The 24928-nt window shown below is 74.1% G+C and carries 22 protein-coding genes; 14 read left to right on the forward strand and 8 right to left on the reverse strand.

The annotated features are described in order from the left end of the window. Positions 1-48 precede the first annotated feature (48 nt). Positions 49-1509, forward strand: coding sequence for a polysaccharide biosynthesis tyrosine autokinase (locus tag ACFHW0_RS09855; protein WP_416606969.1), 1461 nt, complete (start codon positions 49-51; stop codon positions 1507-1509). Here the strand turns inward: ACFHW0_RS09855 and ACFHW0_RS09860 are convergent. Next, positions 1490-2044 carry a low molecular weight phosphatase family protein gene (locus ACFHW0_RS09860; protein ID WP_416606970.1) on the reverse strand — a complete coding sequence of 185 codons (555 nt, stop codon included), beginning with the start codon at positions 2042-2044 and terminating at the stop codon, positions 1490-1492. The two genes, ACFHW0_RS09855 and ACFHW0_RS09860, sit on opposite strands and share 20 nt — an antisense overlap. 162 nt (positions 2045-2206) lie before the next feature. On the opposite strand from ACFHW0_RS09860, the gene ACFHW0_RS09865 reads away from it, so the two are divergent. The 5 genes from ACFHW0_RS09865 (at position 2207) to ACFHW0_RS09885 (ending at position 9425) form a co-directional block, all read left to right on the forward strand. Next, positions 2207-3430 carry a glycosyltransferase family 4 protein gene (locus ACFHW0_RS09865; RefSeq protein WP_416606971.1) on the forward strand — a complete coding sequence of 408 codons (1224 nt, stop codon included), beginning with the start codon at positions 2207-2209 and terminating at the stop codon, positions 3428-3430. A gap of 121 nt (positions 3431-3551) precedes the next feature. After that, positions 3552-5330, forward strand: coding sequence for a DUF4012 domain-containing protein (locus tag ACFHW0_RS09870; RefSeq protein ID WP_416606972.1), 1779 nt, complete (start codon positions 3552-3554; stop codon positions 5328-5330). Positions 5331-5343: 13 nt separating this feature from the next. Beyond that, entirely contained in the window at positions 5344-5985 is a 642-nt protein-coding gene (locus ACFHW0_RS09875; protein ID WP_416606973.1) for a hypothetical protein, read from the forward strand. Positions 5986-6241: 256 nt separating this feature from the next. Continuing rightward, positions 6242-7519 carry a serine/threonine-protein kinase gene (locus ACFHW0_RS09880; protein WP_416606974.1) on the forward strand — a complete coding sequence of 426 codons (1278 nt, stop codon included), beginning with the start codon at positions 6242-6244 and terminating at the stop codon, positions 7517-7519. Between the two features lie 91 nt (positions 7520-7610). Then, positions 7611-9425 carry a substrate-binding and vWA domain-containing protein gene (locus ACFHW0_RS09885; RefSeq protein WP_416606975.1) on the forward strand — a complete coding sequence of 605 codons (1815 nt, stop codon included), beginning with the start codon at positions 7611-7613 and terminating at the stop codon, positions 9423-9425. 36 nt (positions 9426-9461) lie between these two features. Here the strand turns inward: ACFHW0_RS09885 and gdhA are convergent, their stop codons facing one another. Further along, a complete protein-coding gene (gdhA, locus tag ACFHW0_RS09890; protein WP_416606976.1) occupies positions 9462-10799 on the reverse strand; it encodes an NADP-specific glutamate dehydrogenase in 1338 nt (445 codons plus the stop codon). A gap of 112 nt (positions 10800-10911) precedes the next feature. Here gdhA and ACFHW0_RS09895 point away from each other — a divergent pair, with 112 nt between their 5' ends. After that, the gene (locus ACFHW0_RS09895; RefSeq protein WP_416606977.1) at positions 10912-11232 is read left to right on the forward strand and encodes a MazG-like family protein; all 321 of its coding nucleotides are present in this window, start codon (positions 10912-10914) and stop codon (positions 11230-11232) included. Positions 11233-11416: 184 nt separating this feature from the next. On the opposite strand, the gene ACFHW0_RS09900 is transcribed toward ACFHW0_RS09895, so the two are convergent. Next, a complete protein-coding gene (locus ACFHW0_RS09900) occupies positions 11417-12436 on the reverse strand; it encodes an NAD(P)/FAD-dependent oxidoreductase (RefSeq protein ID WP_416606978.1) in 1020 nt (339 codons plus the stop codon). An 80-nt stretch (positions 12437-12516) separates the two neighbouring features. Between ACFHW0_RS09900 and ACFHW0_RS09905 the strand changes: the two genes are divergently transcribed. From ACFHW0_RS09905 to ACFHW0_RS09915, 3 genes are all read left to right on the forward strand, one after another. Continuing rightward, on the forward strand, positions 12517-13122 hold the full coding sequence (locus tag ACFHW0_RS09905) for a helix-turn-helix domain-containing protein (RefSeq protein ID WP_416606979.1): 606 nt from the start codon (positions 12517-12519) through the stop codon (positions 13120-13122). A gap of 144 nt (positions 13123-13266) precedes the next feature. Continuing rightward, positions 13267-13686: a protein-tyrosine phosphatase family protein gene (locus ACFHW0_RS09910; protein ID WP_416606980.1), complete on the forward strand. Its 420-nt coding sequence runs from the start codon at positions 13267-13269 to the stop codon at positions 13684-13686. 313 nt (positions 13687-13999) lie between these two features. Next, complete coding sequence (locus ACFHW0_RS09915; RefSeq protein WP_416606981.1) at positions 14000-14248, forward strand: hypothetical protein; 249 nt, start codon at positions 14000-14002, stop codon at positions 14246-14248. Positions 14249-14401: 153 nt separating this feature from the next. Here the strand turns inward: ACFHW0_RS09915 and ACFHW0_RS09920 are convergent, their stop codons facing one another. Next, positions 14402-16675: an ATP-binding cassette domain-containing protein gene (locus ACFHW0_RS09920; RefSeq protein ID WP_416606982.1), complete on the reverse strand. Its 2274-nt coding sequence runs from the start codon at positions 16673-16675 to the stop codon at positions 14402-14404. A gap of 177 nt (positions 16676-16852) precedes the next feature. Between ACFHW0_RS09920 and ACFHW0_RS09925 the strand changes: the two genes are divergently transcribed. Continuing rightward, positions 16853-17593 (forward strand): MerR family transcriptional regulator, encoded by a 741-nt coding sequence (locus ACFHW0_RS09925; RefSeq protein WP_416606983.1) that lies wholly within the window; start codon positions 16853-16855, stop codon positions 17591-17593. A gap of 1 nt (position 17594) precedes the next feature. Here the strand turns inward: ACFHW0_RS09925 and ACFHW0_RS09930 are convergent, their stop codons facing one another. From ACFHW0_RS09930 to ACFHW0_RS09940, 3 genes are all read right to left on the reverse strand, one after another. Then, positions 17595-18323, reverse strand: a complete 729-nt coding sequence (locus ACFHW0_RS09930) for a class I SAM-dependent methyltransferase (RefSeq protein ID WP_416606984.1) — start codon at positions 18321-18323, stop codon at positions 17595-17597. A 176-nt stretch (positions 18324-18499) separates the two neighbouring features. Then, entirely contained in the window at positions 18500-19300 is an 801-nt protein-coding gene (locus ACFHW0_RS09935) for a YwiC-like family protein (protein ID WP_416606985.1), read from the reverse strand. Next, positions 19297-19629, reverse strand: coding sequence for a cupin domain-containing protein (locus ACFHW0_RS09940; protein ID WP_416606986.1), 333 nt, complete (start codon positions 19627-19629; stop codon positions 19297-19299). Before ACFHW0_RS09940 ends, ACFHW0_RS09935 begins: the two co-directional genes overlap by 4 nt. A 274-nt stretch (positions 19630-19903) precedes the next feature. Between ACFHW0_RS09940 and ACFHW0_RS09945 the strand changes: the two genes are divergently transcribed. Further along, the gene (locus tag ACFHW0_RS09945; RefSeq protein WP_416606987.1) at positions 19904-21247 is read left to right on the forward strand and encodes a D-alanyl-D-alanine carboxypeptidase family protein; all 1344 of its coding nucleotides are present in this window, start codon (positions 19904-19906) and stop codon (positions 21245-21247) included. A 104-nt stretch (positions 21248-21351) separates the two neighbouring features. Further along, entirely contained in the window at positions 21352-22173 is an 822-nt protein-coding gene (locus ACFHW0_RS09950) for a peptidylprolyl isomerase (RefSeq protein ID WP_416606988.1), read from the forward strand. A gap of 191 nt (positions 22174-22364) precedes the next feature. Here the strand turns inward: ACFHW0_RS09950 and ACFHW0_RS09955 are convergent, their stop codons facing one another. Then, positions 22365-23387 carry a LacI family DNA-binding transcriptional regulator gene (locus tag ACFHW0_RS09955; protein WP_121398632.1) on the reverse strand — a complete coding sequence of 341 codons (1023 nt, stop codon included), beginning with the start codon at positions 23385-23387 and terminating at the stop codon, positions 22365-22367. Positions 23388-23625: 238 nt separating this feature from the next. Here ACFHW0_RS09955 and ACFHW0_RS09960 point away from each other — a divergent pair, with 238 nt between their 5' ends. After that, on the forward strand, positions 23626-24924 hold the full coding sequence (locus ACFHW0_RS09960; RefSeq protein ID WP_416606989.1) for an ABC transporter substrate-binding protein: 1299 nt from the start codon (positions 23626-23628) through the stop codon (positions 24922-24924). The last annotated feature ends 4 nt before the right edge of the window (positions 24925-24928 follow it).

The raw sequence follows: 24928 nt of genomic DNA on the forward strand, positions 1-24928 counted from the left end.
TTTCGTGAAGTTCTTTGGCGTTACCGGCCTGGTACGGAGGCGCGCCTGATGGACCTGTACCGCCAACTCCGCCTCGTGCGCCGGCACTGGTGGATCGTGCTCCTCACCGTCATGGTCGCGCTCGGCGTCACGGCCCTCGTGACCGTCCGGGCGCAGCCCCGCTACGTCGCCTCGGTGACCTTCTTCGTCACCACGCCCAGCCAGGGCGTCACCGACGCCTACCAGGGCGGCCTCTTCCTCCAACAGCGGGTCAAGTCCTACGCGGAGCTGCTGACCAGCGACCGCCTCGCGCAGAGCGTGGTCGCCGAGGCTCCGGTCGGGCTGACCGCCGAGGAGGTCCAGCGCCGGGTCAGCACCTCCACCGAGACCGGCACCGTGCTGCTGCGCGCGTCGGTGACCGACACGGACCAGAACCGGGCCCTGAAGGTCACCGAACTGCTCTCCGCGAAGTTCGTCGAGCTGGTGCAGAAGGTGGAGACGACCTCGGACGGCAAGGCCGGCCCGATCAGGATCGAGGTGGTCAGCGGGCCCCGGGTCACCCCGACGCCCGTCTCGCCGCAGCCGGTCCGCAACTTCGCCGTCGGTACGCTGCTCGGCCTGCTCGCCGGCGTGGGCCTGGCGATCCTGCGCGGGGTCGCCGACGTCCGCCTGCGCGACGCCGCCGGCCTCCAGCGCACCACCGGCAGTCCGCTGCTCGGCGAGATCCCGTTCGAGAGCACCGCGAAGTCGGAGCCGTTGATCGTCGGCGAGGCGGCGAACTCCGCCCGGGCCGAGGCGGTCCGCAAGCTGCGCACCAATCTGCGCTTCGTGGACGTGCACGAGCCCGCCCGGGTCATCGCGGTCACCAGCGCCCTTCAGGGCGAGGGCAAGACCACGCTCTCCTGCAACCTGGCGATCGCGCTGGCCGAGGCCGGCTGGCGGGTGCTGCTGGTCGACGCCGACCTGCGCCGCCCGAAGGTCGCCGACTACCTGGGGCTCGACGCGGGCATCGGGCTCACCGACGTCCTGGTCGGCGACGTCCAGGTCGGTGACGTGGTGCAGCGCTGGGGTGACAAGTCCCTGCTGGTGCTCCCGAGCGGCTCGGCCCCGCCCAACCCCAGCGAGCTGCTCGGCTCCAAGGCGATGGCGGACCTGTTGCTCGCCCTGCGGGAGTCCGCCGACATCGTCATCATCGACACCGCCCCGCTGCTGGCCGTGACCGACGGCGTGGTGGTGGCCGTGCAGGCCGACGGCGCGCTCCTGGTCTCCCAGCAGGGTCGCACCTCGCGCAGCCAGGTGGCGCAGGCCGCCCGCGCCCTGAACTCGGTCTCCGTCCGGCTGCTCGGCTGCGTGCTGAACATGGCGAAGGTGGCCAAGGCGGAGGCGTACCAGTACGAGGCCTACCGGGTGGTCGCCGCCGCCGCGACTCCGGACGTGCCCGCCGGTGCGGCTCCGTCCGCCCGGCACGCGGAGCGGATCGACGACGTCGTCAGCGACCGTACGCAGGAACTCACCCGGCTGTCGCGATGAGCGCCGCGAGGGGTCGCATCGACCGTTCGATCTCCTCCGCGCAGCGTCGGAAGTCGGCGACGGTGCCGCCGATCGGGTCCCGCAGGTCGTCCGCGTCTCCGGTGGCGGGTTGCAGCCGCCCCCGGGCGCGGGCGGCCGCCTCGACAGCCGCGCGCAGGGGTCCGTCGGCCGGGTCCGTCGTCGGATCGGCGGCCGCGGCCAGCCGGCCGAACTGGCGCAGGGTGAACGTCCTGTGCAGCGAGGCCGGCGCGAGGGCGGTGCACACCGAGCGCTGGCGGCGCGTGGCGGCCAGCACCAGCGTCGCCCCGACCAGGTGTTCCCGGCGCAGCCGGCGGCTGCGGAAGTCGGTGGGGTCCCCGCCGGTCTCCGCCGCCAGGTCCGCCGCGTACGGGTGCATCGGCAGGTCGTCGACGGCGTCCGTGCCGGCGCTGGCGACCGTCACCGCGCGCCCGGCCAACAGGCGACGGGCGATGTACTCGGCCATCGGTGACCGGCACAGGTTGGCGTGGCAGACGAACAGCACCCGGTCGACCATGTGGACCCCTCTCGTCGGTGCCGTCGCGGGCGGTGGCGCCGCGCCGGCCGCCGGCCGTCGGGACCGGCCGGACGTGGAGGGGTTGTCGGCATCGTACGCGGGCCGGACGCGTCCGCGTCACGGTGCCGCGCCGAGGAGCCCTGACCGGACGGAGGCGGGGCGGTGAGGATCGGGATCCTGTCGTACCACTTTCCGCCCGAGCCGGCGTTCATCCCGGGCAGTCTGGCCGAGGAACTCGCCGTCCGGGGGCACGAGGTGAAGGTGCTGACCGGCTTTCCCGACTATCCCGGCGGCCACGTCTACCCGGGCTGGCGGCAGCGCTGGCGGCACGAGACCCGCAGCGAGCGGCTGACCGTCCGGCGCGTCCCGCGCTACTCCGCCGGCGACGGCTCGCTGCGCGGCCGGATGGCCGGTCACCTGTCGTTCGCCGGCAGCGCGGCGGTGACCGGGCGGTCGTTCCTGGCCGACGTCGACGCCCTCTACGTCCACCTGCCGCCGGCGAACGCCTTCGCGGCGGCGGGCCTGCTCCGCCTGCTGGGCCGGGTGCCGACCGTCGTGCACGTGCAGGACGTCTGGGCGGAGGACGAGCCGGTCGGGGCCGAGAACGGGCGGTGGGCCGGCAGGATCGCCGCCGCGATGGCGCGTGTCTACCGGGCCGCCGACGGGATCGCGGTCGCCGCGCCGTCGCTGCGCGACCGGGTCGTCGCGGCGGGCGCGGAACCGACCCGGGTGCGGGTGGTGCTCAACTGGACCGACGAGCGGATCTTCCATCCGGCCCGGCCCAGCCGTGCGGCCCACCGGCTGGTCCGGCGCGACGAGCGCTGCGTGGTGATGCACGCCGGCACCATCGGCGCCCGGCAGGGCCTGGAGACCGCGGTACGTGCGGCGGCGGCGCTGGACCACACGGTGGACCTCGTCCTGGTGGGCTCGGGCGCGGACGAGCGGCGGGTGCGGGGGCTCGCCGCCGACCTGCGCGCCGAGAACGTGCGCTTCGTCGAGCGGCGCTCTCCACCGGACATGCCGGAGCTGTACGCCGCCGCCGACTACCAGCTCGTCATGTTGCGGGACCTGCCCGAGCTGCGCAGCACCCTGCCGGCGAAGCTCCAGGCGGCGTTCTCGTGCGCCGTGCCCGTGGTGGCCTCCGCCGGCGGCGACACCGCCGAGCTGGTGGAGCGGGCCCGGGCGGGGCTCTCCTGCCCGCCGGGGGACTGGGCGAGCCTGGCCGACCGGTTCTGGCTGGCCGCCACCATCCCGCCGCCCGCCCGGGCCGACATGGGGCGGCGTGGCCGGGAGGCGTACCTGCGGGAGATGTCGATGTCGGCGGGCGTGGACCGGATCGAACGCCTGCTGTACGAGGCGGCCGCCGGGCGCCCCGGCGCCCGGTGAGCGGTGAGCGGGGCTCGCGTACCGGTCAGGTGCGTCATCTCCGGGTGAAAACGATCGTTAGCAGTGGGGAACGGCAGCGGAACGGGGTCCGCTGCTCCGTTCCCCAGGAAGGACGTGTGGTGTGACGGAGAGCGCGAGACCGCGTCGACGGCGTGGTCGTTCCCGCCGGCGGCGGCAGCTGCGCCGGGCCCTGCTCGCCGCCCTCGTGGTGGGTTCGCTGCTGCTGCTGACCGGTGGCTGGGTGGGCTTCCGGGGCTGGCAGGCCCGCGCCCATCTGCTGAACGCCGCCGGCCTGGCCCGGGAGCTCAGTGCCCAGGTGGTCGGGGGCGACACCGCCAGGGCGCAGCGCACCCTCGCGGCGCTCCAGGAGCAGTCCGGCAGCGCCCGGGCGGCGACCGGTGACCCCGGCTGGTGGCTCGGTCGGCACACCCCGTACGCGGGGGACAACCTGGCGGCCGTCCGACAGATCTCGGTGGCCATCGACGACCTGGCCCGGCAGGCGTTCCCGCCGCTGCTGCGCGCCGACCTGACCAGCCTGGTGCCGGCGGGCGGGCGGCTGGACGTGAATCGGCTGCGCGCCCTGTCGTCCGAGCTGGCCAGGGTCAACGCCACGGTGCAGGGCGCCCGGGACAGCCTCGCGACGGTGCCCACCGACGGCCTGGTCGCCCAGGTCCGCCAGGCGCTCGGCGACCTGCGGGGAGAAATGGACCGGCTGGCCGGCCTGACCGCCGCCGCGGACGAGGCCACCCGCCTGCTGCCGCCGCTGCTGGGCGCCGACGGCCCCCGCACCTACCTCGTGGTCTCCCAGAATCCCGCCGAGCTGCGCGCCACCGGCGGCATGATCGGCGCGTACGCCGTCATCCACGCGGCCGACGGCCGGGTCCGGATGGGGCGGCAGGGCACCAGCAGCACCCTGGGCCGGTTCCAGCCGCCGCTGAAGGTGCCCGCCGAGGTACGCAGCCTCTGGGCCGACCTGCCCGGGATCTATCCGGCCGACGTCAACCTCACCCCGCACTTCCCGACCGCCGCCGCCCTCTACCGGGAGATGTTCCGGCGGCGTACGGGCACCACCGTGGACGGCGTGCTCGCCGTCGACCCGGTGGTGCTGTCGTACCTGCTCAAGGCCACCGGTCCGGTGATGGTGCCCGGCGGTGTCCCGCTGGCCGCCGAGAAGGTCGTGCAGACGATGCTCAGCGACAGCTACCAGCGGATGGGCAACGAGAAACAGGACGCCTTCTTCGCCGCCTCCGCTGCCGCCGTGTTCGACGCGCTCGTCACGAAGAAAGTAGACCCGAAGGCGTTATTGTCCTCATTTGACCGTGCTGTCACTGAACGCCGGATATTGTTCTGGAGTGCCCGACACGAAGAGCAACGGAAGATCGGCGACAGCCGGATGGCCGGGGCGCTTCCGGAGAAGGACACCGTGCCGACGGTCGGCGTGTTCCTCAACGACGGCAGCGGCGCGAAGCTCGGCTACTACCTCCGGCCGTCGGCGACCCTGGCGGTCGGCGACTGTCGGCCCGACGGCCGCCGGGAGCTCCGACTCCGGGTCACCCTGCGTTCGTCGGCGCCGAAGTCGGGTCTCAGCGAGTCGGTCCTCGGCCTCGGTCTGGCCGGTGACCCGTACACCGTCCGCACGTTGGTGTCGGTGCACAGCCCCGCCGGCGGGGCGGTGCTCGCCGCCCGTCTGGACGGCGTCGAGACGGCGGTGGGCAGCGGCACCGAACGGCGCCGCCAGGTGAGCACCGCCAACGTCGAGGTCGGCCCGGGGGACTCCCGCACGTTGGAGGTCACCGTCCTGACGGCGACCACCGGCGTCGGTACCGCCGAGCTGTGGCTGACCCCCACCGCCACCCCATGGACCACCCAAGTTGTTTCCGCACCAAGCTGTGATCAGTAGGAGGGAACCAATCATGCGGCTATCCCGCATCATCATGGCGCTCACGGTCGGTATGGCCGTGCTGGCCGCGCCGACCGCAGCGGGGGCGGCGCAGCCGCAGCCGGCGCCCGGCACCGGAACGCCACAGCCACCGGTCTACCCGCCGGGCGGCACCCCGACGCTCGCGGTGAGCCCGCCGACCGTCGTGGTCGGCCAGACCGCCACCCTGATCGGCAGCGGCTGGGCGCCGGGCGAGACGGTGATCATCACCGTCAGCACGTCGCCGCTCGCCGCCGCCGTGCCGGGCGCCGACCAGGCGCGCCGCAGCAACGGCGAGATGGTCGCCATGGCGCCGGTCTCGTTCCAGCGGGCGCCCCAGCCCAGCCCCAGCACCATCGTGGTCACGGCTGACGCCGCCGGCAACTTCCGTACCACCTACACGCCGCGCCACCCCGGCAGGTACACCTTCCGGGCCGAAGGCCAGACGTCCAACCAGGTGGCGACCGCGACGCTGACCGTGCTCAAGAAGCACGCACCGGCGCTGCCCGTCACGGGTGACAGCCTGAGCACTCCGATGAAGTTCGGCGGCGGCCTCGTCGGCGTCGGCGCGGTGCTCCTGCTGCTGTCGCTGGCCTGGCGCAAGCGCCACCGCTTCGGCATGGGAGCCGCGCGCTGACGGTGAAACTCCCTCCGGGCAGGGCCCGGACACCGCGAAACGGCTGGCGCCCGTCGGAGACCCTCCGGCGGGCGCCGGCTCGTCCCGTGTCGCCTCGGTCGCCCCGTCGCGCCGGCCCGTCCGACCTCGCCGCGGCCCGCCCCGGCGAGTCGACGGCCGGCCGTCCGGGCACCCTCGGCCGGCAGGCGGGGACATGGCACCATGACCGTGTCCTCCACCGCCGGATGGCCGGGGACACGACATCGATGGAGTCGGGATGACAGGACTGGCCGACGCGCCGGTGCCGGGGCTGGCGCCACTGTGGACGCACGACCCGGTCACCGCGGGCCCCTACCGGCTGGTCGGCCGGCTGGGCGCGGGCGGCCAGGGAGTGGTCTACCTCGGCGAGGACGACCAGGGCCACCGGGTGGCGGTCAAGATGATCAACATCGACCTGAGTGATCTGCGGGCGCGGTCGCAGTTCATGAAGGAGATCGCCGCGGCGCGCCGCGTCGTGCCGTTCTGCACCGCGCAGGTGCTCTTCGCCGAGGTCGACGGCGAACGGCCCTACGTGGTCAGCGAGTTCATCGAGGGCCCGACCCTCTTTCGGCACGTCCGCGAGCAGGGCCCGGTCGCCGGCAACGCGCTGCACCGGCTCGCCGTCGGTACGGCCACCGCGCTCGCCGCGATCCACCGCTCCGACATCGTGCACTGCGACCTGAAGCCCGACAACGTGGTGCTCGGCCGGGACGGCCCCCGGGTGATCGACTTCGGCATCGCCCGCGCCCTGGGCGTCACCGAGACGGTGACCAGCCGGGTGATGGGGACCACCGCGTACATGGCCCCGGAGCGGTTCCGCAACGACTCGGTCGGGCCACCCTGCGACGTCTTCGCCTGGGCCGCCACCATCGCCTTCGCGGCCGGGGGTCGGCCACCGTTCGGCAACGACTCGCTCTTCGCGGTGATGCACCGGGTGCTCAACGAGCCGCCCGACCTGCCTGCGCTGCCGCCGGGCCTCGACGAGCTGATCCGGCAGTGCCTGGCGAAGGACCCGGCGGAGCGGCCGGAGGCCGAGCAGGTGCTGATGCGGCTGCTCGGGCAGGACGTCCGGGACGCGGGCCCGCTGCGCCGGGACACCGTGCTCCAACTGGGCAACGAGACCGCCGGCGCGCCGACGCCGAACCAGCCGCTGCCGTTGCCCCGTACCGCGTCGGATCCGCCGCCGGCCCGGCCGGAGCCGACGGCGCCAACCCGAGTCGGTACGGCACTGGAGTCCTGGCCGGAACCGGTGCGACACCAGCAGAGCCCGTCCACGGCTTCCGCGCCCGCCGACCAGGCGGAAGGTGGCTGGGGGCGGCGGCTCCGTCGGGAGTCGACCGACGCCTGGGGAATCTCGACCGCGATCTTCCTCGGCTCGGTCGGCGCCGCGGCCGGCTACGTCGCGTCGAGCGCGGTGGACGCGGCCGCGGCCGCCGGGGCGTCCACCTTCGTCGTGGTCTACGCGGTGCGGCTGCTGGTCGCGACGGCCCTCGGCGGCCGCTCCGACCGCCACTGACCCAGGGCGCGCAGGTAAGCGGGGGTGGGCGTCCCGGACGTCGGGTCGGACACCGCCGGTGGCGCCGCACCGATAGGTTGACTGCCACCAGTTGACCGCCGAGGAGGACGTCGCCATGGCCCCAGCCCCGTCGCGTGCACGACAGTGGTTGCCGTACACCGCGGCCGTCACCGCCGGGCTGCTGGTCATCGGCGGGGCGTTCGTGCTCGTGCGGCAGCAGGACGCGGGCAGCGACCGGTCCCGGGCCGACTGCGCCGTCCGCCTGGACGTCAACTCCTCGACCGAGAAGGCGGCGCTGCTGGTCGAGCTGGCCGCGCGGTACAACGACAGCGACCGGACGCTCGAGGGCGGCGGCTGCGCCCAGGTGCACGTCAGCGCCCTGAACTCGGGCAAGGCCACCGAGGCGCTCGCCGTCGGCTGGAGCGGCACCAACCTGCCGGAGCCGCAGGTCTGGTTGCCGACGTCGAGCCTGTGGACAGGCCAGCTGCGGCTGCTCGACGAGGCCGCCGGGCGGCCGCCGCAGACGCCGGACCGGTACCCGTCGATCGCCAACAGCCCGCTGGTCATCGCGATGCCGCAGCCGAAGGGCGAGCTGGTACGCGGGCGCGGGCCGCTCGGCTGGGGGGAGATCCTCGGCCTCTCCGGGCGGCAGGGCTGGGCGGGCTTGGGCAGACCGGAGTGGGGCCGCTTCACCTTCGGCAAGGACAACCCGAACCTCTCCACCTCGGGCCTGGCGGCGACCATCGCCACCTACTACGCCGCCGCGAAGCGCTCCAGCGACCTGACCAGGTCAGACCTGTCGGACCCGACGGTGACCCGGTTCGTCCGGCAGATCGAGGCCAACGTGTCGCACTACAGCGACGACTCGGTGGAACTGCTCCGCGACCTCGCCGAGGCCGACCTGACCGGTACGGGCGCCGGCACGGGCGACATGAGCGCCATCGTCATGCAGGAGGAGCTGGTCCACCTCTACAACGAGGGCGGGCTGAGCCCGCGGCAGGAGGGCCAGGAGCGGGGCCCCCGGCCGAAGGTCCCGCTGGTCGCCGTCCACCCGAAGGAGGGCACCTTCAACCTGGACCACCCGTTCGTGGTGCTCCCCTCGGCCGACGAACGGCAGCGCGCGGCGGCGGACGACTTCCTGAAGTTCCTGACCGCCGACCCGCAGCAGCAGAGCTTCGCCCGCCTCGGTTTCCGGGACCACGAGCGTCGCGCCTCGGCGGAGCTGCTCGCCAGCGTCGGCGCGGAGCCCACCGGCGGGCTGGCCTACTTCGCGCCGCCGAACCCGGGGGTGGTCGAGGCGATGCTCAGCGGCTGGAGCACGCTGCGCAAGAAGGCCAACATCCTGATCGCGCTGGACACCTCCGGATCGATGTTGGCCCCGATCGGCGACGACACCCGCTTCCAGGTCGCCTCGGCAGCGGCGGCCAAGGGGCTCGCGCTGCTCAACTCCGAGGACCGGGTCGGGCTCTGGTCGTTCTCCTCCGAGACGCCGAAGCGGCCCGACAGTCCCTACCGGGAGGAGATCCGGCTCGGCGACTTCGACGAGAAGCGGATCAACAGCCGCATCGCCGGCCTGCACGTCGCGGGGGAGACCGCGCTCTACGCGACGGTCCGTGCCGCCCACAAGCAGATGCTCGAGCGGTACGACCCGCAACGGATCAACGCCGTCGTCGTGCTGACCGACGGCAAGAACGAGTATGCCCGGGACAACGACCTGAACCGGCTGCTCGCCGACGTCGCCCTGGACCCGCGGCGCCCGGTCAAGGTCTTCTGCATCGCCTTCGACGGGGACTCGGACCTCGCCACGCTGGACCGGATCGCCAAGGCGTCGTCCGGCAAGGCGTTCGACGCCACCGACCCCGCCATGATCGACGAGGCGTTCGTGAAGCTGGTCAGCAGCTTCTGAGCCGCCGGACCCCGTTGACGGCGGGCGGCCGACCGGTCAGATCAGGCCGTGGGCCAGCATCGCCTCCGCCACCCGGCGGAACCCGTCGATGTTCGCCCCGGCCACGTAGTCGCCGGGCAGCCCGTACTCCTCGGCGGTGTTCCAGCAACGGTCGTGGATGTTCCGCATGATCCCGCGCAGCCGCTGCTCCGACTCGGCGAACGTCCACGAGTCCCGGCTGGCGTTCTGCTGCATCTCCAGCGCGCTCACCGCCACCCCGCCGGCGTTGGCCGCCTTGCCCGGCGCGAAGCGCACCCCGGCCCGGCCGAGGATGCGGACCGCCTCCGGCGTGGTGGGCATGTTCGCGCCCTCCACCACCGCGACGCAGCCGCCGGCCACGAGCGCCGCGGCCTCCGCGCCGCCGATCTCGTTCTGCGTCGCGCACGGCAGCGCCAGCTCGCAGGGCACCTCCCAGACGGTACGGCCGGAGACCGCCACCGCGTGCGGGACGTGCCGGGCGTAGTCGTCGAGGCGGGCCCGGCGCTGTTCCTTCAGCTCCCGCAGCAGCTCCAGGTCGATGCCCTTGTCGTCCAGGACGTAGCCGGACGAGTCGGAACAGGCGACCACCTTCCCGCCGAGCTGGTGCACCTTCTCGATCGCGTAGATCGCCACGTTGCCGGAGCCGGAGACCACGACCCGCTTGCCGTCCAGGCTGTCCCCGACCTGCCTGAGCATCTCGTCGGCGAAGAAGACCGCCCCGTAGCCGGTCGCCTCCCGGCGCACCTGCGCGCCCCCGTACGCCAGGCCCTTGCCGGTGAGCACCCCGGACTCGTACCGGTTGGTGATCCGCTTGTACTGGCCGAACAGGTAGCCGATCTCCCGGCCACCCACGCCGATGTCCCCGGCCGGCACGTCGGTATCCGCGCCGATGTGCCGGTACAGCTCGGTCATGAAGCTCTGGCAGAACCGCATCACCTCCCGGTCCGAGCGCCCCTTCGGATCGAAGTCCGCGCCGCCCTTGCCGCCGCCGATCGACAGCCCGGTCAACGCGTTCTTGAAGATCTGCTCGAAGCCGAGGAACTTCACGATCCCGAGGTAGACCGACGGGTGGAACCGCAGCCCGCCCTTGTACGGGCCGAGGGCGCTGTTGAACTCCACCCGGAAGCCCCGGTTGACCTGGATCCGGCCGCGGTCGTCCTCCCACGGCACCCGGAAGATGACCTGCCGCTCCGGCTCGCAGATCCGCTCGATGATCCGCGCCTCGGCGTACTCGGGGTGTCTGGCCAGCGCCGGGCCGATGCTCTCCAGCACCTCGCGTACCGCTTGGTGGAATTCCGGCTCGCCCGGATTGCGGGCGACCACGCTGGTGAACACCGTCTCCACGGTCTCCGGCATACGACACGTCCCTTCGCTTGCGCTGGTAGTCCCTGTTGCTACCACCCGGACCCGGTTACCCGCCAACCGTCCCGCGATACGGACCGTGACCTCCGTCCGGTTCACTGTTCGCGTGGACGAGTCGATCTGGGACGCGGTCCGGGCCTCGCGCGGCTGGTTGGACGCCGCCAACGGCACCGGGCAGACCGAAATGACCTGCCGGATCCTCAAACTGACCGAGGAGGCGGGGGAGGCGGCGAGCGCCTGGATCGGTCTGCTCGGTCAGAACCCGCGCAAGGGTGTCACCCACAGCCGCGAGGACGTGGCGGCGGAACTGGCGGACGTGGCGTACACCGCGCTGGTCGCCATCGAGAGCCTCGGGTTGGACGCCCGTTCCGTGCTCGACGCGTGCGCCAGGAAGGCCCGCGCCCGTGTCGGGCCGCCTCCCGCCTGAGCCGCCGCGCTCCCCGCGTCGGACCGCTTCCCGGGCGGGGCGCCGCACTCCGGGCTGGGCGGCTGTGGTCCGGGCTGGGCCGCCATGTTCCCGGCTGGGCCGCCATGTTCCCGGCTGGGCCGCCGTGGTCCCGGCTGGGCCGCCGCGCGCGCGGCGCGGCGGCCCACCGGTGCCTGCCGCGATGTCACAGGCCGTGGCGACGGTTGCCCAGCACCTGCTCGCAGAGGGCCGCCTCCGACTTCGCGGAGAACGGATCGCGGTGGGCGGCGACGGCCCGCCGGGTCTCCTCGGCGACCAGATCGGCGTTGATCTGGGCCCCCGCGAACGCTCCGGCCGCCGCGGCGGCACCGACCTGGGCCGCCGGATCGGTGACGTTGCCGGCGACCCACACCCCGGGCACGTCGGTGCGGCCCGTCGCGTCGGAGGGTACGTGCTCGCCGATCCCCGCCGGGTGTTCCGCCGGGCGCAGCCCGAGCGCCGAGAGGAAACCGGCGCGCGCCATCATCCGCGACGAGACGGCCAGCGCCTCGCGGCGCACGAGCGTGCCGTCGCCCAGCCGTACGCCCACGAGGCGGTCGTTGACGATCTCCAGGGCCGCCACCTCGCCGTCCACCACGCCGATGCCGCGGGCCGCCAGCTGCTCCGCCTGCTCGTCGGTGAGCGGCGGCATGGTGTGGCAGAAGTACGTCACGTCGGCGCTCAGCTGCCGGAACAGCAACGCCTGGTGCACCGACATCGGCCCGCTGGCCAGCACGCCGATGGCCCGGTCGCGGACCTCCCAGCCGTGGCAGTACGGGCAGTGCAGGACGTCCCTGCCCCACCGCTCCCGCAGGCCCGGGACGTCCGGCAGCTCGTCCACCAGCCCGGTGGCCACCAGCACCCGGCGCGCACGGACCGTCCGACCGTCGGCCAGCGTCACCGTGAAGCCGCCGTCGTCGCGGGCCACGGCACCGACCTCGCCGGTGACCACCCGGCCGCCGTAGCCACGGACCTCCGCCCGGCCGCGGTCCAGCAGCTCGGCCGGCCGGATCCCCTCGCGGGCCAGCAGCCCGTGCACACCCTCGGCCGGGGCGTTGCGCGGAGCGCCCGCGTCGAGCACCACCACCGACCGCCGCACCCGGGCCAGCATCAGCGCCGCGCTCAACCCCGCGGCGCCACCCCCGATCACCACCACGTCGTAGCTGCCGTCCAACCGATCGGTCACCCTGACCACCTCCCGCGACCACGATGCGGTCGCAGCCGCAGTGGTGGCAAACATTGTTGCCATAGTGGCAAGATGGCGGCATGGACGACGACCTGGACCAGGCGCTCGGCGCGGTCGGGCCCCGGCTGCGCACACTGCGCCGGCAGCGGGAGACCACCTTGGCCGACCTGTCGGCGGCGACCGGCATCTCGGTGAGCACGCTCTCCCGGCTGGAGTCCGGTGCCCGCCGGCCCACCCTCGAACTGCTGCTCCCGCTGGCCAGGGCGCACGGCGTCACGCTCGACGAACTCGTCGACGCCCCGTCCACCGGCGACCCGCGCATCCACCTGCGCCCGGTCACCCGCCACGGGATGACCATGCTGCCCCTGACCCGCCGGCCCGGCGGCATCCAGGCGTACAAGCTCGTGATCCCGGGCGGCGGTCGCCGGGCGGAGCCCGACCCGCAGACCCACGAGGGCTACGAGTGGCTCTACGTCCTCAACGGGCGGCTGCGGGTCGTCCTCGGCGACCAGGACCTCGTGCTCACGCCGGGGGAGGCGGCCGAGTTCGACACCCGCGTACCGCACTGGTTCGGGTCGGCCGACGCCGAGCCGGTCGAGTTCCTCAGCCTCTTCGGCAGGCAGGGCGAACGCGCCCACCTACGCGCCCGCCCGAGGAGCCAACCCCCACCCTCCGACCACGGCTGACCCACCCCTCCGTTCCCGCCCTCCCTCGCCCTCTCCCGTTCGCTGAACCCGGTGATCATGAGGTTGGCGGTGCCAGTGGAGATCGACATCGCCGCTAGCCTCATGATCGACGCGGGCGAGCGAGAGCGGGGGGAGGATTGGTGGATGAGTGACGAGCGGGTGTGGGGCGAGCAGCCGGGTGTCGTCGTACTGCCCAGCGGGGTGGAGGTGCGGGGGCGGCGGATCGCGGACGCGGCGTCGCCCGCCGACTTCGCCCTGCTGCTGGCGCCCGGGCCGGTGCCCGCCTGGCCGCACCGGCGGATCCGGTGGCCCGATTTCTGGGTTCCGGTCGACCGGACGGACGCGGTCGACGCGCTGACCGAGGCGCTGCGCCGCGCCCACGGCGGCGAGCGGGTGGAGGTGGCCTGCGGGGGCGGCACCGGGCGTACGGGCACGGCGTTGGCGGCGCTGGCGATCCTCGACGGACTGCCGTCGGAGCGGGCGGTGGACTGGGTGCGCGCCACCTACCGCCCGCGGGCCGTGGAGACGCCCTGGCAGCGTCGCTGGCTGCGCCGCCTCACCTGACGCACCGCCCCGGACCCCCACCGCCCCCGACCCCCACCGCCCGGCGGCGCCGCATCGCACCGCGCCGCGCCGACCGCGCCGGCACCAAACCGCGCGCCACGCCACGTCGACCCGCGCCGCGTCGACCGCGCCGCGTCGACCGCGCCGCGTGCCGCGCCCGACCCGCGTCGCGTCGTGGGCGCCGGACCGGCGACCGCCCCGCCCGGGAAGCCGGGGCGCGGCGGTTGTGGCGCTTGTCATCGGGCGTGTTTGGGCAGTTCACGGGGGGTAGGAGTGGTGCCGCACCCGATCTCCGAGGCAGGTACCAGGCACCATGGCTCCACCCCGCGTCCCCGTCCGCCACCACGGCGCCCACCGGGCGCCCGCCCGCCCGGCGTCGGTGACTGCCCGCACCGTGGCGTCGCTGACCGTCCTCGTCGTACTCGCCACGCTCTTCCTCGACGCCCTGCTGATCATCGTCGGCCTGCTCACTCCGGTCGCGGCGGCGGTGTCGCCGCTACGGCGTTGGCTGCGCCGGCTGGCGGCTCCGTCCGCCCGGGCGGTCCCCGTGTCGGGACGCTGACCGTCCGGCGGGCTTCCCGGGCACCGCCCCCGGGCAGGCAGCCGGGGCGGTGCCCGGGTGACCGGGGGCGATGCGTGGCCGGGCCGGACGCGACCGACCCGGTGACCCGGCCCGGTGCGGGCGTCCGGAGGGTCGCTCCGTCCGGCCGGTGACTCAGCGGCCCACGTACTCGCGCAGGTGACGGGCGGTCAACGTGTCGCCGTGGGCGACGAGATCGGCCGGCGTGCCGGTGAAGACGATCCGGCCGCCGTCGTGCCCCGCCCCCGGCCCGAGGTCGATGAGCCAGTCGGCGTGCGCCATGACTGCCTGATGGTGCTCGATCACGATGACGGTGTTGCCGGCGTCGACCAGCCGGTCCAGCAGGGCGAGCAGCTGGTCCACGTCGGCCAGGTGCAGGCCGGTGGTCGGCTCGTCCAGCACGTACGTGCTCCCGCTGTCGGCCATGCGGATGGCCAGCTTGAGTCGTTGCCGCTCGCCGCCGGAGAGGGTGTTGAGCGGCTGGCCCAGGGTGAGGTAGCCGAGGCCGACGTCGACCAGCCGGTCGAGGATCGCCCGGGCGGGGCCGCCGGGGAAGAAGTCCCGGGCCTCCGTGGCCGGCATCGCGAGCACCTCGCTGATGTTCTTCCCGCGCAGGCGGTAGGTGAGCACCTCGTCGGTGAAGCGGCGCCCCTCGCACCGCTCGCAGACGGAGGCGACGCCGGCCATCATCGCCAGGTCGGTGTAGACCAGGCCGATGCCCTTGCAGGTCTGGCAGGCGCCCTCGGAGTTGGCGCTGAACAGCGCGGCCTTCACCCCGTTGGCCTTGGCGAAGGCGGTACGGATCGGGTCCAGCAGGCCGGTGTAGGTGGCCGGGTTGCTGCGCCGGGAACCCCGGATCGGCGACTGGTCGACGACCACCACGCCGTCTCGGCGGTGCAGCGAGCCGTGGATCAGTGAACTCTTGCCGGAGCCGGCCACCCCGGTCACCACGGTCAGCACCCCGAGCGGGATGTCGACGTCGACGTCCCGCAGGTTGTGCAGGTCGGCGTTGCGGATCGGCAGCCGGCCGGACGGCCGGCGTACGTGCTCGCGCAGGCGGACCCGGTGGTCGAGGTGCCGGCCGGTGAGGGTGTCGGAGCGGCGCAGCCCGGCGACGTCACCGGTGAAGCAGATCCTGCCGCCGGCCGTGCCGGCCCCGGGCCCGAGGTCGACCACGTGGTCGGCGATGGCGATCGTCTCGGGCTTGTGCTCGACGACCAGCACCGTGTTGCCCTTGTCGCGCAGGCGCAGCAGCAGGTCGTTCATGCGGGCGATGTCGTGCGGATGCAGGCCGACCGTCGGTTCGTCGAAGACGTACGTGACGTCGGAGAGGCTGGAGCCGAGGTGCCGGACCATCTTCACCCGCTGCGCCTCGCCGCCGGAGAGGGTGGCGGACTCGCGGTCCAGGCTGAGGTAGCCCAGGCCGATCTCGACCAGCGAGTCGAGCAGGTCGCGCAGGTTGCCGACCAGCGGGGCGACCGACGGGTCGTCGACGGCGCGGACGAACGCGGCCAGGTCGCTGATCTGCATCGCCGAGCACTCGGCGATGTTGCGCCCGGCGATCCGGGCGGACAGGGCCGCCTGGTTGAGCCGGGCCCCGCCGCAGTCGGCGCAGGTGGTGAAGGTGACCGCCCGGTCGACGAACGCGCGGATGTGCGCCTGCATCGACTCGCGGTCCTTGGCCAGGTAGAGCCGGCGCACCTTGACCACCAGGCCCTCGTACGTCCAGTTGTTGCTGCCCACCTTGATCTTCGTGGACGGCTTGTGGAGGAAGTCCTCCCACTGCTGCGACGTGTAGTCCTGGAGCTTGGTGTCGGGGTCGAACAGCCCGGAGTTGACGATGGTCTGCCAGTACCACGAGTCGACGGCGAAGTTGGGCACCTTGATCGCGCCGTCGTTGAGCGAGCGCTCGCGGTCGACCAGTTCGTCGACGTCGAGGTCGGAGACCCGCCCGAGGCCCTCGCAGGTCGGGCACATGCCCTCGGCGAGGTTGAAGCTGAACGCGCCGGCCCCGCCCACGTGCGGGGTGCCGAGGCGGCTGAAGACGATGCGCAGCATCGCGTACGCGTCGGTGGCGGTGCCGACGGTGGAGCGCGAGTTCGCGCCCATCCGTTCCTGGTCGACGACGATGGCCGCGCTCAGGTTGCGCAGCGAGTCGACGTCGGGGCGGCTCAGATTCGGCATGAACGACTGGAGGAAGGCGCTGTAGGTCTCGTTGATCAGGCGCTGCGACTCGGCGGCGATGGTCCCGAAGACCAGGGAGGACTTGCCGGAGCCGGAGACGCCGGTGAAGACGGTCAGCCGGCGCTTGGGGATGTCGACCGAGACGGAGGCGAGATTGTTCTCCCGGGCTCCGCGTACCTCGATCATGTCGTGACTGTCGGCGGCGGACCGTGCTGGCTGCTGCATGCGAACCCTTCGCGAGATCGTGGGCGGAGTCCCGCCCGAGGTACATCTACGGGGGCCAGGCCGCCTTCAATCGTCTCATTCAACCGCCCGTGGAGGGTTACACCTCAGTGAGCGGGCACGGCCGCCCGATGCGGCGGGGAAAGTCTCAAACCACGTGGAGACGGATAGGGTGGCCGGGTGGCGGATGCGGGACGACGGGCCGGACGGTGGCGGGGGGCGGAGGTCGCGGCGACGGCGGGCATCTCCGTCCAGCAGGTGCGCAACTACGTCGACCTGGGCGTGCTGCCGCCGGTGGAGCGCACCCCCGCCGGCTACCGGGTCTTCACCGGTGACCACGTGCGGGCGCTGGCGGTGGTCCGGCGGATGGCCGAGGGGCACGGCTGGGCGCGCACCCGGGAGGTCATGGTCGCGGTGCACCGGGGCGACCTGGCGGCGGCACTGGCGGCGCTCGACGCCGGCCACGCCGAGCTGGACCGGGAGCGGGCCGACATCCGGCGGGTGCTCGGCGCTTTCGAGACCGTGGTGACCAGCCCGGCGGCCGTCCTGCCGGCGCCCCGGCGCGGGGCCCGTATCGGCGAGGTCGCCGACCTGGTCGGCGTCCGCACCTCGCAGCTACGGCTGTGGGAGCAGCGCGGCCTGCTCCGGCCGGTCCGCGAGCGCGGCACCGGCTACCGGGTGTACGACGCGGCCGAGCTGCGCGCCGCGCAGGTCGTGGCGCTGCTGCGCCGGGGCGCGTACCCGTTCGACATCGTCGCGGCCGTGCTCGGCGAGATGCGCACCACCGGCAGCGCCCAGCGGGTCCACGCGGAGCTGGCCAGGCGGGAGCAGGAGCTGCACCGGCGCAGCCTGCGACGACTGCGCGCCTCGGCGGCGCTGTACGACTACCTGCGGCACCGCGACCCGGCCACGCCCGGATGACTCAGCGCAGCACGAGCAGGTCGAGGTGGTCGACGACCGGGCCGCTCGCCCCGCCGGCCGCGGCCCGCAGCCGGGCCAGGCCGTCGGCGTACTCCTCGTCGGTGATCGACCGCAGCGGCGTGTGGGCCCGGCGGTCGAGCCGCTCGGCGAACTCGGCCAGCGACGCCGCCGTGGTCTGCGCGACGGGCTCGACGGTGCTGACGGTGAACCCGGCCGCGGCGAAGACCGCGCGCACCCGGGCCAGGTCCGGGTAGGTCTCGAGGACCCGTACCGCCTCCGGGAACCAGCGGAACAGCGTGATCCGCTGGTGGCGGCCGGGAAACGGGGAGCGGATCAGCACGGGGGCGCCCGGGCGGAGCACCCGGCGCAGCTCCCGTGCCGCCGCGTCGAGGTCGGGGATGTGGTGCACCATCGTGGACAGCCACGCGGCGTCCGCCACGGAGTCGCGCAGCGGCAGGGCGACCGCGTCGCCGGCGAGCAGCGGCCGGTGGCTGGCGCGGGAGCGCATTGCCGCGGCGGGCTCCACCCCCACGACCCGGGCGCCGAACCACTCGGTGAAGGCGGCGGCCCAGGCGCCGGTGCCGGCTCCGAGGTCGAGCACCGTGGTGCCGGTACGCGGCCGCAGGTGTTGCTGTACCGCGTGCCGCCACCGGTCCAGGCCGCTACGCGGCAGTTCCCGGGTCGCGGCGAAGGCCGCCGAGTCGGTGTCGTCGTAGGAGATCAGAGCCACGGCCATCACCTCGCCACCGTCGCCGGGAGGTCCGGGCGATCGTTCCCCGGTTCTAGTCGGTGAGCGACGCCGGAGGCAACGGCTTGTGAGCCAACCGACGCGCGGTGTCCCGCCCCGTGGGAGCCCTCCCGTCGACGCGGGCCCGCGTCGACGGGCAGCGCCCCGCCCCGCCGGGATCAGAGCGCGACCGCTACCAGCACCAGCAGGGCGCACGCCGTCTCGATCAGGCCCACCCGCATCGGCGCGACCCGGCGCCCGGCGAGCAGCACCGCCCGGGCGAGCAGCACCGCGAAGACCACGGCGACCGGCACCGGCGCCCAGAGCGCCGCGGCGACCGCGACGACGGCGTGGTACGTCCACGACACCCACCGCTCCCGGACGCTGTTCCGCTCCCGGATCATCGTCTTGACATGCAGGACGGTGCCGACCAGGTAGCCCAGCGCCACGACCGTCACCCCGGCCACCCTGGTCCACGACACCTCGGCGACCGTGGCGACGACGAGGCCGAGCAGGCCGCACTGCGTCACGAAGGCGAGGTCGTTGACGAACGCCCGGTCCCGGCGCCAGCGCGCGTGGCCGGCGTTGACGGCGCTGAGGGCCACGAAGAGCGGGGCGTAGGCGAGCGTCGCGGGCCGGGCCACCAGCACCGGGGCGCCGAGCGCGACCGTGGCGAGGCCGTACCCGACGAGGTGCGGTCGTACCCGGCGGATCCGCCCGGTCTTGACCGCCTGCAACCCGAAGTACGACAGCGGGTATGCGGCGAGCGCGGCTCCGAGCAGGGGCAGGTGCAGCGGGCACGGGCCGGTGACGGTCAGCGCCGCCAGGACGGGCAGCAGCAGCATCGCCCACGCGCCGTGCTGCGGCGGCACCCAGCCCGGCGACCGCCCCCGGCCCGGAGCGTGGCCGGGGGCGCCCGCCCTGGGCCGCCCGGCCGGGTCGACGACCGGGCGGTGACGACGGGCCGGGACGGTGCTCACGGCCGCGGCGTCACGGTGAGCAGGACGGCGGCGTCCGTGACGGCGTGCAGCGCGTGCCGCCGCGGCGGAATGACCACGAGGTCGCCGGCGTCGCCCTCCCAGGACTCGTCCCCGGCCGCCAGGCGCACCTGCCCGACGAGCACCTGCAGCGTCGCCTCGCCCGGACTGTCGTGCTCGTCGAGGGACCGACCGCCGCGCAGGGCGAGCAGGGTCTGCCGCAGCCGGCGGTCCCGGCCCGGGTGCAGGGAACGGGCGCTGCGTCCGCTGTCGGCCTCCCGCGCGGCGGCGAGCTGCTCGTCGGCGAGGCGGGTCAGCGAGAGGGCTTCCATGGTCGTCCCTTCGTCGGTGTCGTGCGGCCCGCGGGCGGGGACGCCGGTACGGCGGCGCCCGGCACGCAAACCGGAAGATCGTCTACCGCTTTCATTCTCCAGCTTCCGTCCCGGTCGGGCCCTGCGGCAGGGCCGATGGTCCCGGAAGCGGGGTGGTCCGCGCCGCCGGACACGGTCGGACGGGGGCGAGCCGGCCACGCCTCCGGGACATCCGGGAGCCTGGGCCTAAAGAACCCGGCCCGCGCCCCGAACTCGGCCGACTAGGGTGCGGGGCATGAAGGTTCGGCTGCTGGCGGCCACGGCGACCGCCGTCCTCCTCGGCACCGGCGCTCCCGTCCCCGCGGCGGCCGGCCCGGCCGGTCCCACCGCCCTCGTGAGCTCCGCGCCCGGCGTCGTCGCGTCCGCGACTTCCGCCTCCGGCCCCGTGGCGTCCCCGCCCGGCGCGGTGCCGCCCGCGCCCGGTGCCGGGTCCGCGCCCGGTGTCGTCGCATCCGTGCCCTGCCCGAAGGCGCCCGCGCCACGGGTGTCCCGGCCGCCACGCCCGTCGCCGCCGCCGCCCGTGCCGCAGGAGCGGGCCGTGGGCGGCCCGGCGCTCGACACCGCCGGTCTCGTCGTCCCGGCGGGGGCAGCCCGCCCGCCGGCGGTCACCGCGACCTCGTGGCTGGTCGCGGACCTGGACACCGGCCAGGTGCTGGGCGGCTGCGGGCCGCACGAGTACGGCACCCCGGCCAGCGTGCAGAAGCTGCTGCTGGCGGCCACCATGCTGCCCCGACTCGACCCGCAGCAGGTCGTCACCGTCACCGACGGGGACATGGACATCGAACCCGGCTCCTCGGCCGTGGGGCTGGTCGCCGGCGGGCGGTACCGGATCGAGACCGTCTGGCTCGGGCTGCTGCTCCAGTCCGGCAACGAGGCCGCCAACGTGCTGGCCCGCCTCGGCGGCGGACCGGACGGCATGGCCGGCGGCGTGCGGGCGATGAACGAGGAGGCGCACCGCCTCGGCGCCCTGCAGACCCACGCGGTGACCCCCTCCGGACTCGACGGACGAGGCCAGTTCACCAGCGCGTACGACCTGGCGCTGGTCGCCCGGGCCTGCTTCGCCGACCCGACGTTCCGCCGGTACGCGCTGACCGAGACACACCGCATCCCCGCCCAGCCGGCGCAGCGGACCAAGGGTTTCGAGATCCAGAACGAGAACCAGCTCATCTACCGCTACCCGGGCGCGCTCGGCGGCAAGACCGGCTTCACCGACCTGGCCCGGCACACGTACGTCGGGGCGGCCCAGCGCAACGGGCGGCGGCTGGTGGTCGCCTTGCTCGGTGCCGAGCCGCAGCCCGCGCGGGGCTGGGAGCAGGGCGCCGCCCTGCTCGACTGGGGCTTCTCGCTGCCCCGGGACGCCGCGGTCGGCCGGCTGGTCGAGCCGGGGGAGCTGACCGCCTCGGCGGCCCCCACGCCACCCGCGCTCGCCGCCACCGGCGACCCGCGCCCGGCCGCGGCCAGCGGCCCGCTCGAGGACGGGCTGGTCGCCCGGTGGCCGGTGGCCGCGCTCGTGGCGGCGGCGGTCGCGCTGCTGGGGACGGCGCTGCTCTGGCGCCGCCGGGCGGCCCGGCGTCGGTGAGGGAGGCCCCCTCCTGACCTCGGCGGAGGCGGGACGGATCGACAAGCGACGACGGGATCCATAGACTCCGGTCTTTCCGGCGCCACGAGTCCAGGAGGATCCCCGTGTCGAGCGAACCCCGACCGCACCCCGTCCCGCCGTCGATCGAGGCGCGCCGCCGGCCGGCCCGTACGCTGTCCCGCCTCGCCGGGGTGGCCCTGGTCGCGGGCGCGCTGGTCACCGGTGGTGGCGCCGCCGCGGTCGCCGCGCCCGGCGGAGCCCCGGCCGACGCCATCGCCGACTTCCGGGTCACGCCCGGCCCGTGCGCCTACACCGAGACGCCCGAGGACCCCGCCGCCAGGCCGGTCCCGCTGCCGCCGGACCCGAGGCGCACCCCCGACCGGGGCACCGTGCGGGTCACGCTGCGCACCAACCAGGGGTCGATCGGGCTGACCCTCGACCGGGAGGCGGCCCCCTGCACCGTGCAGAGCTTCCTGCACCTGGTGCGCCACCGCTTCTACGACCGGACCTCCTGCCACCGGCTCACCGCGTACCCGACGTTGCGGGTGCTCCAGTGCGGCGACCCGTCCGGGACCGGCTCCGGCGGTCCCGGCTACCGCTACGCCGACGAGCTGCCCACCGACCTGCCGCCGGCGCCGACCGACCCGACCGGCGTGCGCCGGCTCTACGCCCGGGGCACCCTCGCCATGGCCAACGCGGGTCCCGACACCAACGGCAGCCAGTTCTTCCTGGTCCAGGGCGATTCCGCGCTGCGCCCCAACTACACCGTCTTCGGCTCGGTCGACGCCGCCGGCCTGGCCACCCTCGACCGGATCGCCGCCGGCGGCATCGCCCCCACCGTCGAGGATCCCGCGCCGGTCGACGGCGCGCCGGCCCTGCCGGTGGACATCCGGCGCGCGGTCCGGCACCAGCACCACCACCGCTGAGCGCGAAGCCGCCGGTCCCCGCCGCCCGCGGTGTCGCCCCGGAACCCCGGGGCGGCCGGGGAGCGACGTGCCGTGCCGGGATCTCCGGCCGGCCGGGCGGTGGGCCGGCCGCCACGCGGGCGGCGGCCGACCGGAAGTTCCGGAATGCTACCGGGAGCGCGGCGGGGTGGCGGCGGGCACCGGAACGGCCGTCACGGCCGGCGCGGCGGGGCCGTGCTGTCCCGGACGACCAGGTTGGTGGCGAGTTCCACCCGGGGGGAGTCGATGGCCTCGCCCTGCGCCAGCCGCAGCACGGTCCGGGCGGCCAGGCGACCCATCTCCACCAGCGGTTGCCGGACGGTGGTCAGCGGCGGTGAGGCCCAGCGGGCCTCGGGCAGGTCGTCGAAGCCCACGACGCTGACGTCGTCGGGGATCCGCAGCCCCCGGCGGCGTACGGCCTCGTAGACGCCGAAGGCCATCTGGTCGCTGGCCGCGAAGATCGCCGTCGGCGGGTCGTCGAGGTCGAGCAGCGCCGTCCCGGCGGCGAAGCCCGAGGCGTGGTAGAAGTCGCCGGGGTGCACCAGCCGGTCCTCCACCGGCACCCCGGCCGCCTCCAGCCCGGCCCGGTGGCCGTCCAGGCGGGCCCGGCTGCACAGCAGGTGCGTCGGCCCGGCGACGAAGCCGATCCGCCGGTGCCCGAGCGACAGCAGGTGCTCGGTCGCGGCGAGCCCGCCGGCCCAGTTGGTGGCGCCGACGGTGGGCACGTCGGTGGCGGGCACGCCGGCCGGGTCGACGACGACCACGGGCACGTTGAGGCGGCGCAGCTGCGCGTGCAGCGGCGGGCTCAGGTGCGAGGTCACGAAGATGACGCCGTCGGTGGCGCGGGCCCGCAGGTTCTGCAACCACTGCCGGGCGGCGGTCGACTGGCGGTGGATCGCGGAGACCACCGTGCCGACGCCCGCGCCGTGGCCGACGTCCTCGACCCCCCGGATGATCTCCACCGCCCAGGGGCTGTCCAGGTCGTTGAAGACCAGGTCGACCAGGCCGACGTGGCTCACCGTGCGGCTGCCGCGGCGTTGGTAGCCGTGGTGGCGCAGCAGCTCCTCCACCCGCTCGCGGGTGCCGGGAGCCACGTCCGAGCGCCCGTTGAGCACGCGCGACACGGTCGGCACCGAGACCCCGGCCTCCCGCGCGATAGCGGTGATGGTGATCCTGCGCCCGTCGTCGCCGTCCACCCGCGTCTCCTTCACCGGTCGGAAGACCGACCGTACCCGTCACCACCGAAAAACGTCCGGAACGGCGGGGCCGCTCCACCGGCCCATCTTGCCTCACGATCGGGGGTTGACGACACGGCAGGTCGGTTCTAGCGTTCGGACGAGTTACGGAAGTATTCCGGAAACTTGTCGGACACCTTTCGGTCGTCGCGCCGGCGGCGACGTCCCCCACCACACCCCCCACCACGAAGGGTCGATCATGACTGTACGCACGCGGCTCGCCCGGGTCGTCGCGCTCGGCGCCGCCCTGGCGTTGGCGTTGCCACTGACCGCCTGCGGCGACGGTGACTCGGCCGCCGGCCCGGACGAGATCCGCATCCTGGTGTACGGCGACGCCACCAACAAGGTCGAGAAACAGCTCGTCGAGACGTTCAACAAGACGTCGAAGGTCAAGGCGGTGCTGGACACCATCCCCGGTGCCGACTACCAGACCAAGCTCCAGACCATCATCAACACCAAGCAGGCGCCGGACGTCTTCTTCAACTGGGGCGGCGGCAGCATCACCCCGTTCGTCAAGGCCGACCTGCTGCTGCCGCTGGACGACATGATCGCCAAGGACCCGGGGCTGAAGGCGAACTTCCTGCCGTCGGTCTTCAACACCGCCATGGTCGACGGCAAGGCGTACGGGGTGCCGATGCGTGGCACGCAGCCGGTGCTGCTGTTCCACAACAAGAAGGTCCTCGCCGACGCCGGGATCACCCCGCCGAAGACGTGGGACGACCTGCTGGCCGCCGTGCAGACCCTCAAGGGCAAGGGGATCACGCCGATCGCCCTCGGTGGCGGCGACCAGTGGCCGACCCAGATGTGGTACCAGTACCTCTACGACCGGGTGGCCGGCCCCGAGCTGTTCGCCAAGGCGCTCGACGGCGACAAGAGCGCCTGGGAGAGCCCGGAGAGCCGCCGCGCCCTGGAGCTGCTGCGGCAACTGACCGACGCGGGCGCGTTCGGCACCAACTTCGACTCGGTCAAGTTCACCGACGGCGGCTCGCCCGCGCTGCTGGCGGGCGGCAAGGCCGGCTTCGAGCTGATGGGCTCCTGGAACTACTCGACCCACCATGACGCCAACCCGACCTTCGCCGCCGAGGGCCTCGGCTGGAGCGCCTTCCCGAGCGTCCCGGGCGGCAAGGGCGACCCGCGCAACGTGGTCGGCAACACCAACAACTTCTACTCCGTGCTGAAGAAGACCCGGCACCCGGAGGCGGTGGCCGAGTTCCTCAAGCTCCAGTACTCCGACGAGTTCGTCCAGGCGCAGCTCGCCATCGGCAACCTGCCCACCACCACCAACACCGAGAAGTTCCTCGACGGCGCCACCAACCCGGACTACCTGAAGTACCAGTTCGCCATGGTCAAGGAGGCCCCGAACTTCCAGCTCTCCTGGGACCAGGCGTACCCGCCGGCGGCGACCACGACCATCCACCAGGCCGTGCAGCAGTACTGCAACGGCCGGATGGACGCCGCCGGCTTCATCAAGGCGATGCAGTCCCTGCAGGCGGGCTGAGCAC

Origin of the sequence: Micromonospora sp. LOL_025, from assembly GCF_048060285.1 — a bacterium.
GTDB lineage: Bacteria > Actinomycetota > Actinomycetes > Mycobacteriales > Micromonosporaceae > Micromonospora.

What these genes read in the sequence shown, in the direction of transcription:
- ACFHW0_RS09855 (WP_416606969.1), top strand. Translation starts at nt 49, where the DNA reads ATGGACCTGTACCGCCAACTCCGCCTCGTGCGCCGGCACTGGTGGATC.
- ACFHW0_RS09860 (WP_416606970.1), bottom strand. Translation starts at nt 2,044, where the DNA reads ATGGTCGACCGGGTGCTGTTCGTCTGCCACGCCAACCTGTGCCGGTCA.
- ACFHW0_RS09875 (WP_416606973.1), top strand. Translation starts at nt 5,344, where the DNA reads ATGCGGCTATCCCGCATCATCATGGCGCTCACGGTCGGTATGGCCGTG.
- ACFHW0_RS09880 (WP_416606974.1), top strand. Translation starts at nt 6,242, where the DNA reads ATGACAGGACTGGCCGACGCGCCGGTGCCGGGGCTGGCGCCACTGTGG.
- gdhA (WP_416606976.1), bottom strand. Translation starts at nt 10,799, where the DNA reads ATGCCGGAGACCGTGGAGACGGTGTTCACCAGCGTGGTCGCCCGCAAT.
- ACFHW0_RS09905 (WP_416606979.1), top strand. Translation starts at nt 12,517, where the DNA reads ATGGACGACGACCTGGACCAGGCGCTCGGCGCGGTCGGGCCCCGGCTG.
- ACFHW0_RS09910 (WP_416606980.1), top strand. Translation starts at nt 13,267, where the DNA reads ATGAGTGACGAGCGGGTGTGGGGCGAGCAGCCGGGTGTCGTCGTACTG.
- ACFHW0_RS09915 (WP_416606981.1), top strand. Translation starts at nt 14,000, where the DNA reads ATGGCTCCACCCCGCGTCCCCGTCCGCCACCACGGCGCCCACCGGGCG.
- ACFHW0_RS09920 (WP_416606982.1), bottom strand. Translation starts at nt 16,675, where the DNA reads ATGCAGCAGCCAGCACGGTCCGCCGCCGACAGTCACGACATGATCGAG.
- ACFHW0_RS09940 (WP_416606986.1), bottom strand. Translation starts at nt 19,629, where the DNA reads ATGGAAGCCCTCTCGCTGACCCGCCTCGCCGACGAGCAGCTCGCCGCC.
- ACFHW0_RS09945 (WP_416606987.1), top strand. Translation starts at nt 19,904, where the DNA reads ATGAAGGTTCGGCTGCTGGCGGCCACGGCGACCGCCGTCCTCCTCGGC.
- ACFHW0_RS09960 (WP_416606989.1), top strand. Translation starts at nt 23,626, where the DNA reads ATGACTGTACGCACGCGGCTCGCCCGGGTCGTCGCGCTCGGCGCCGCC.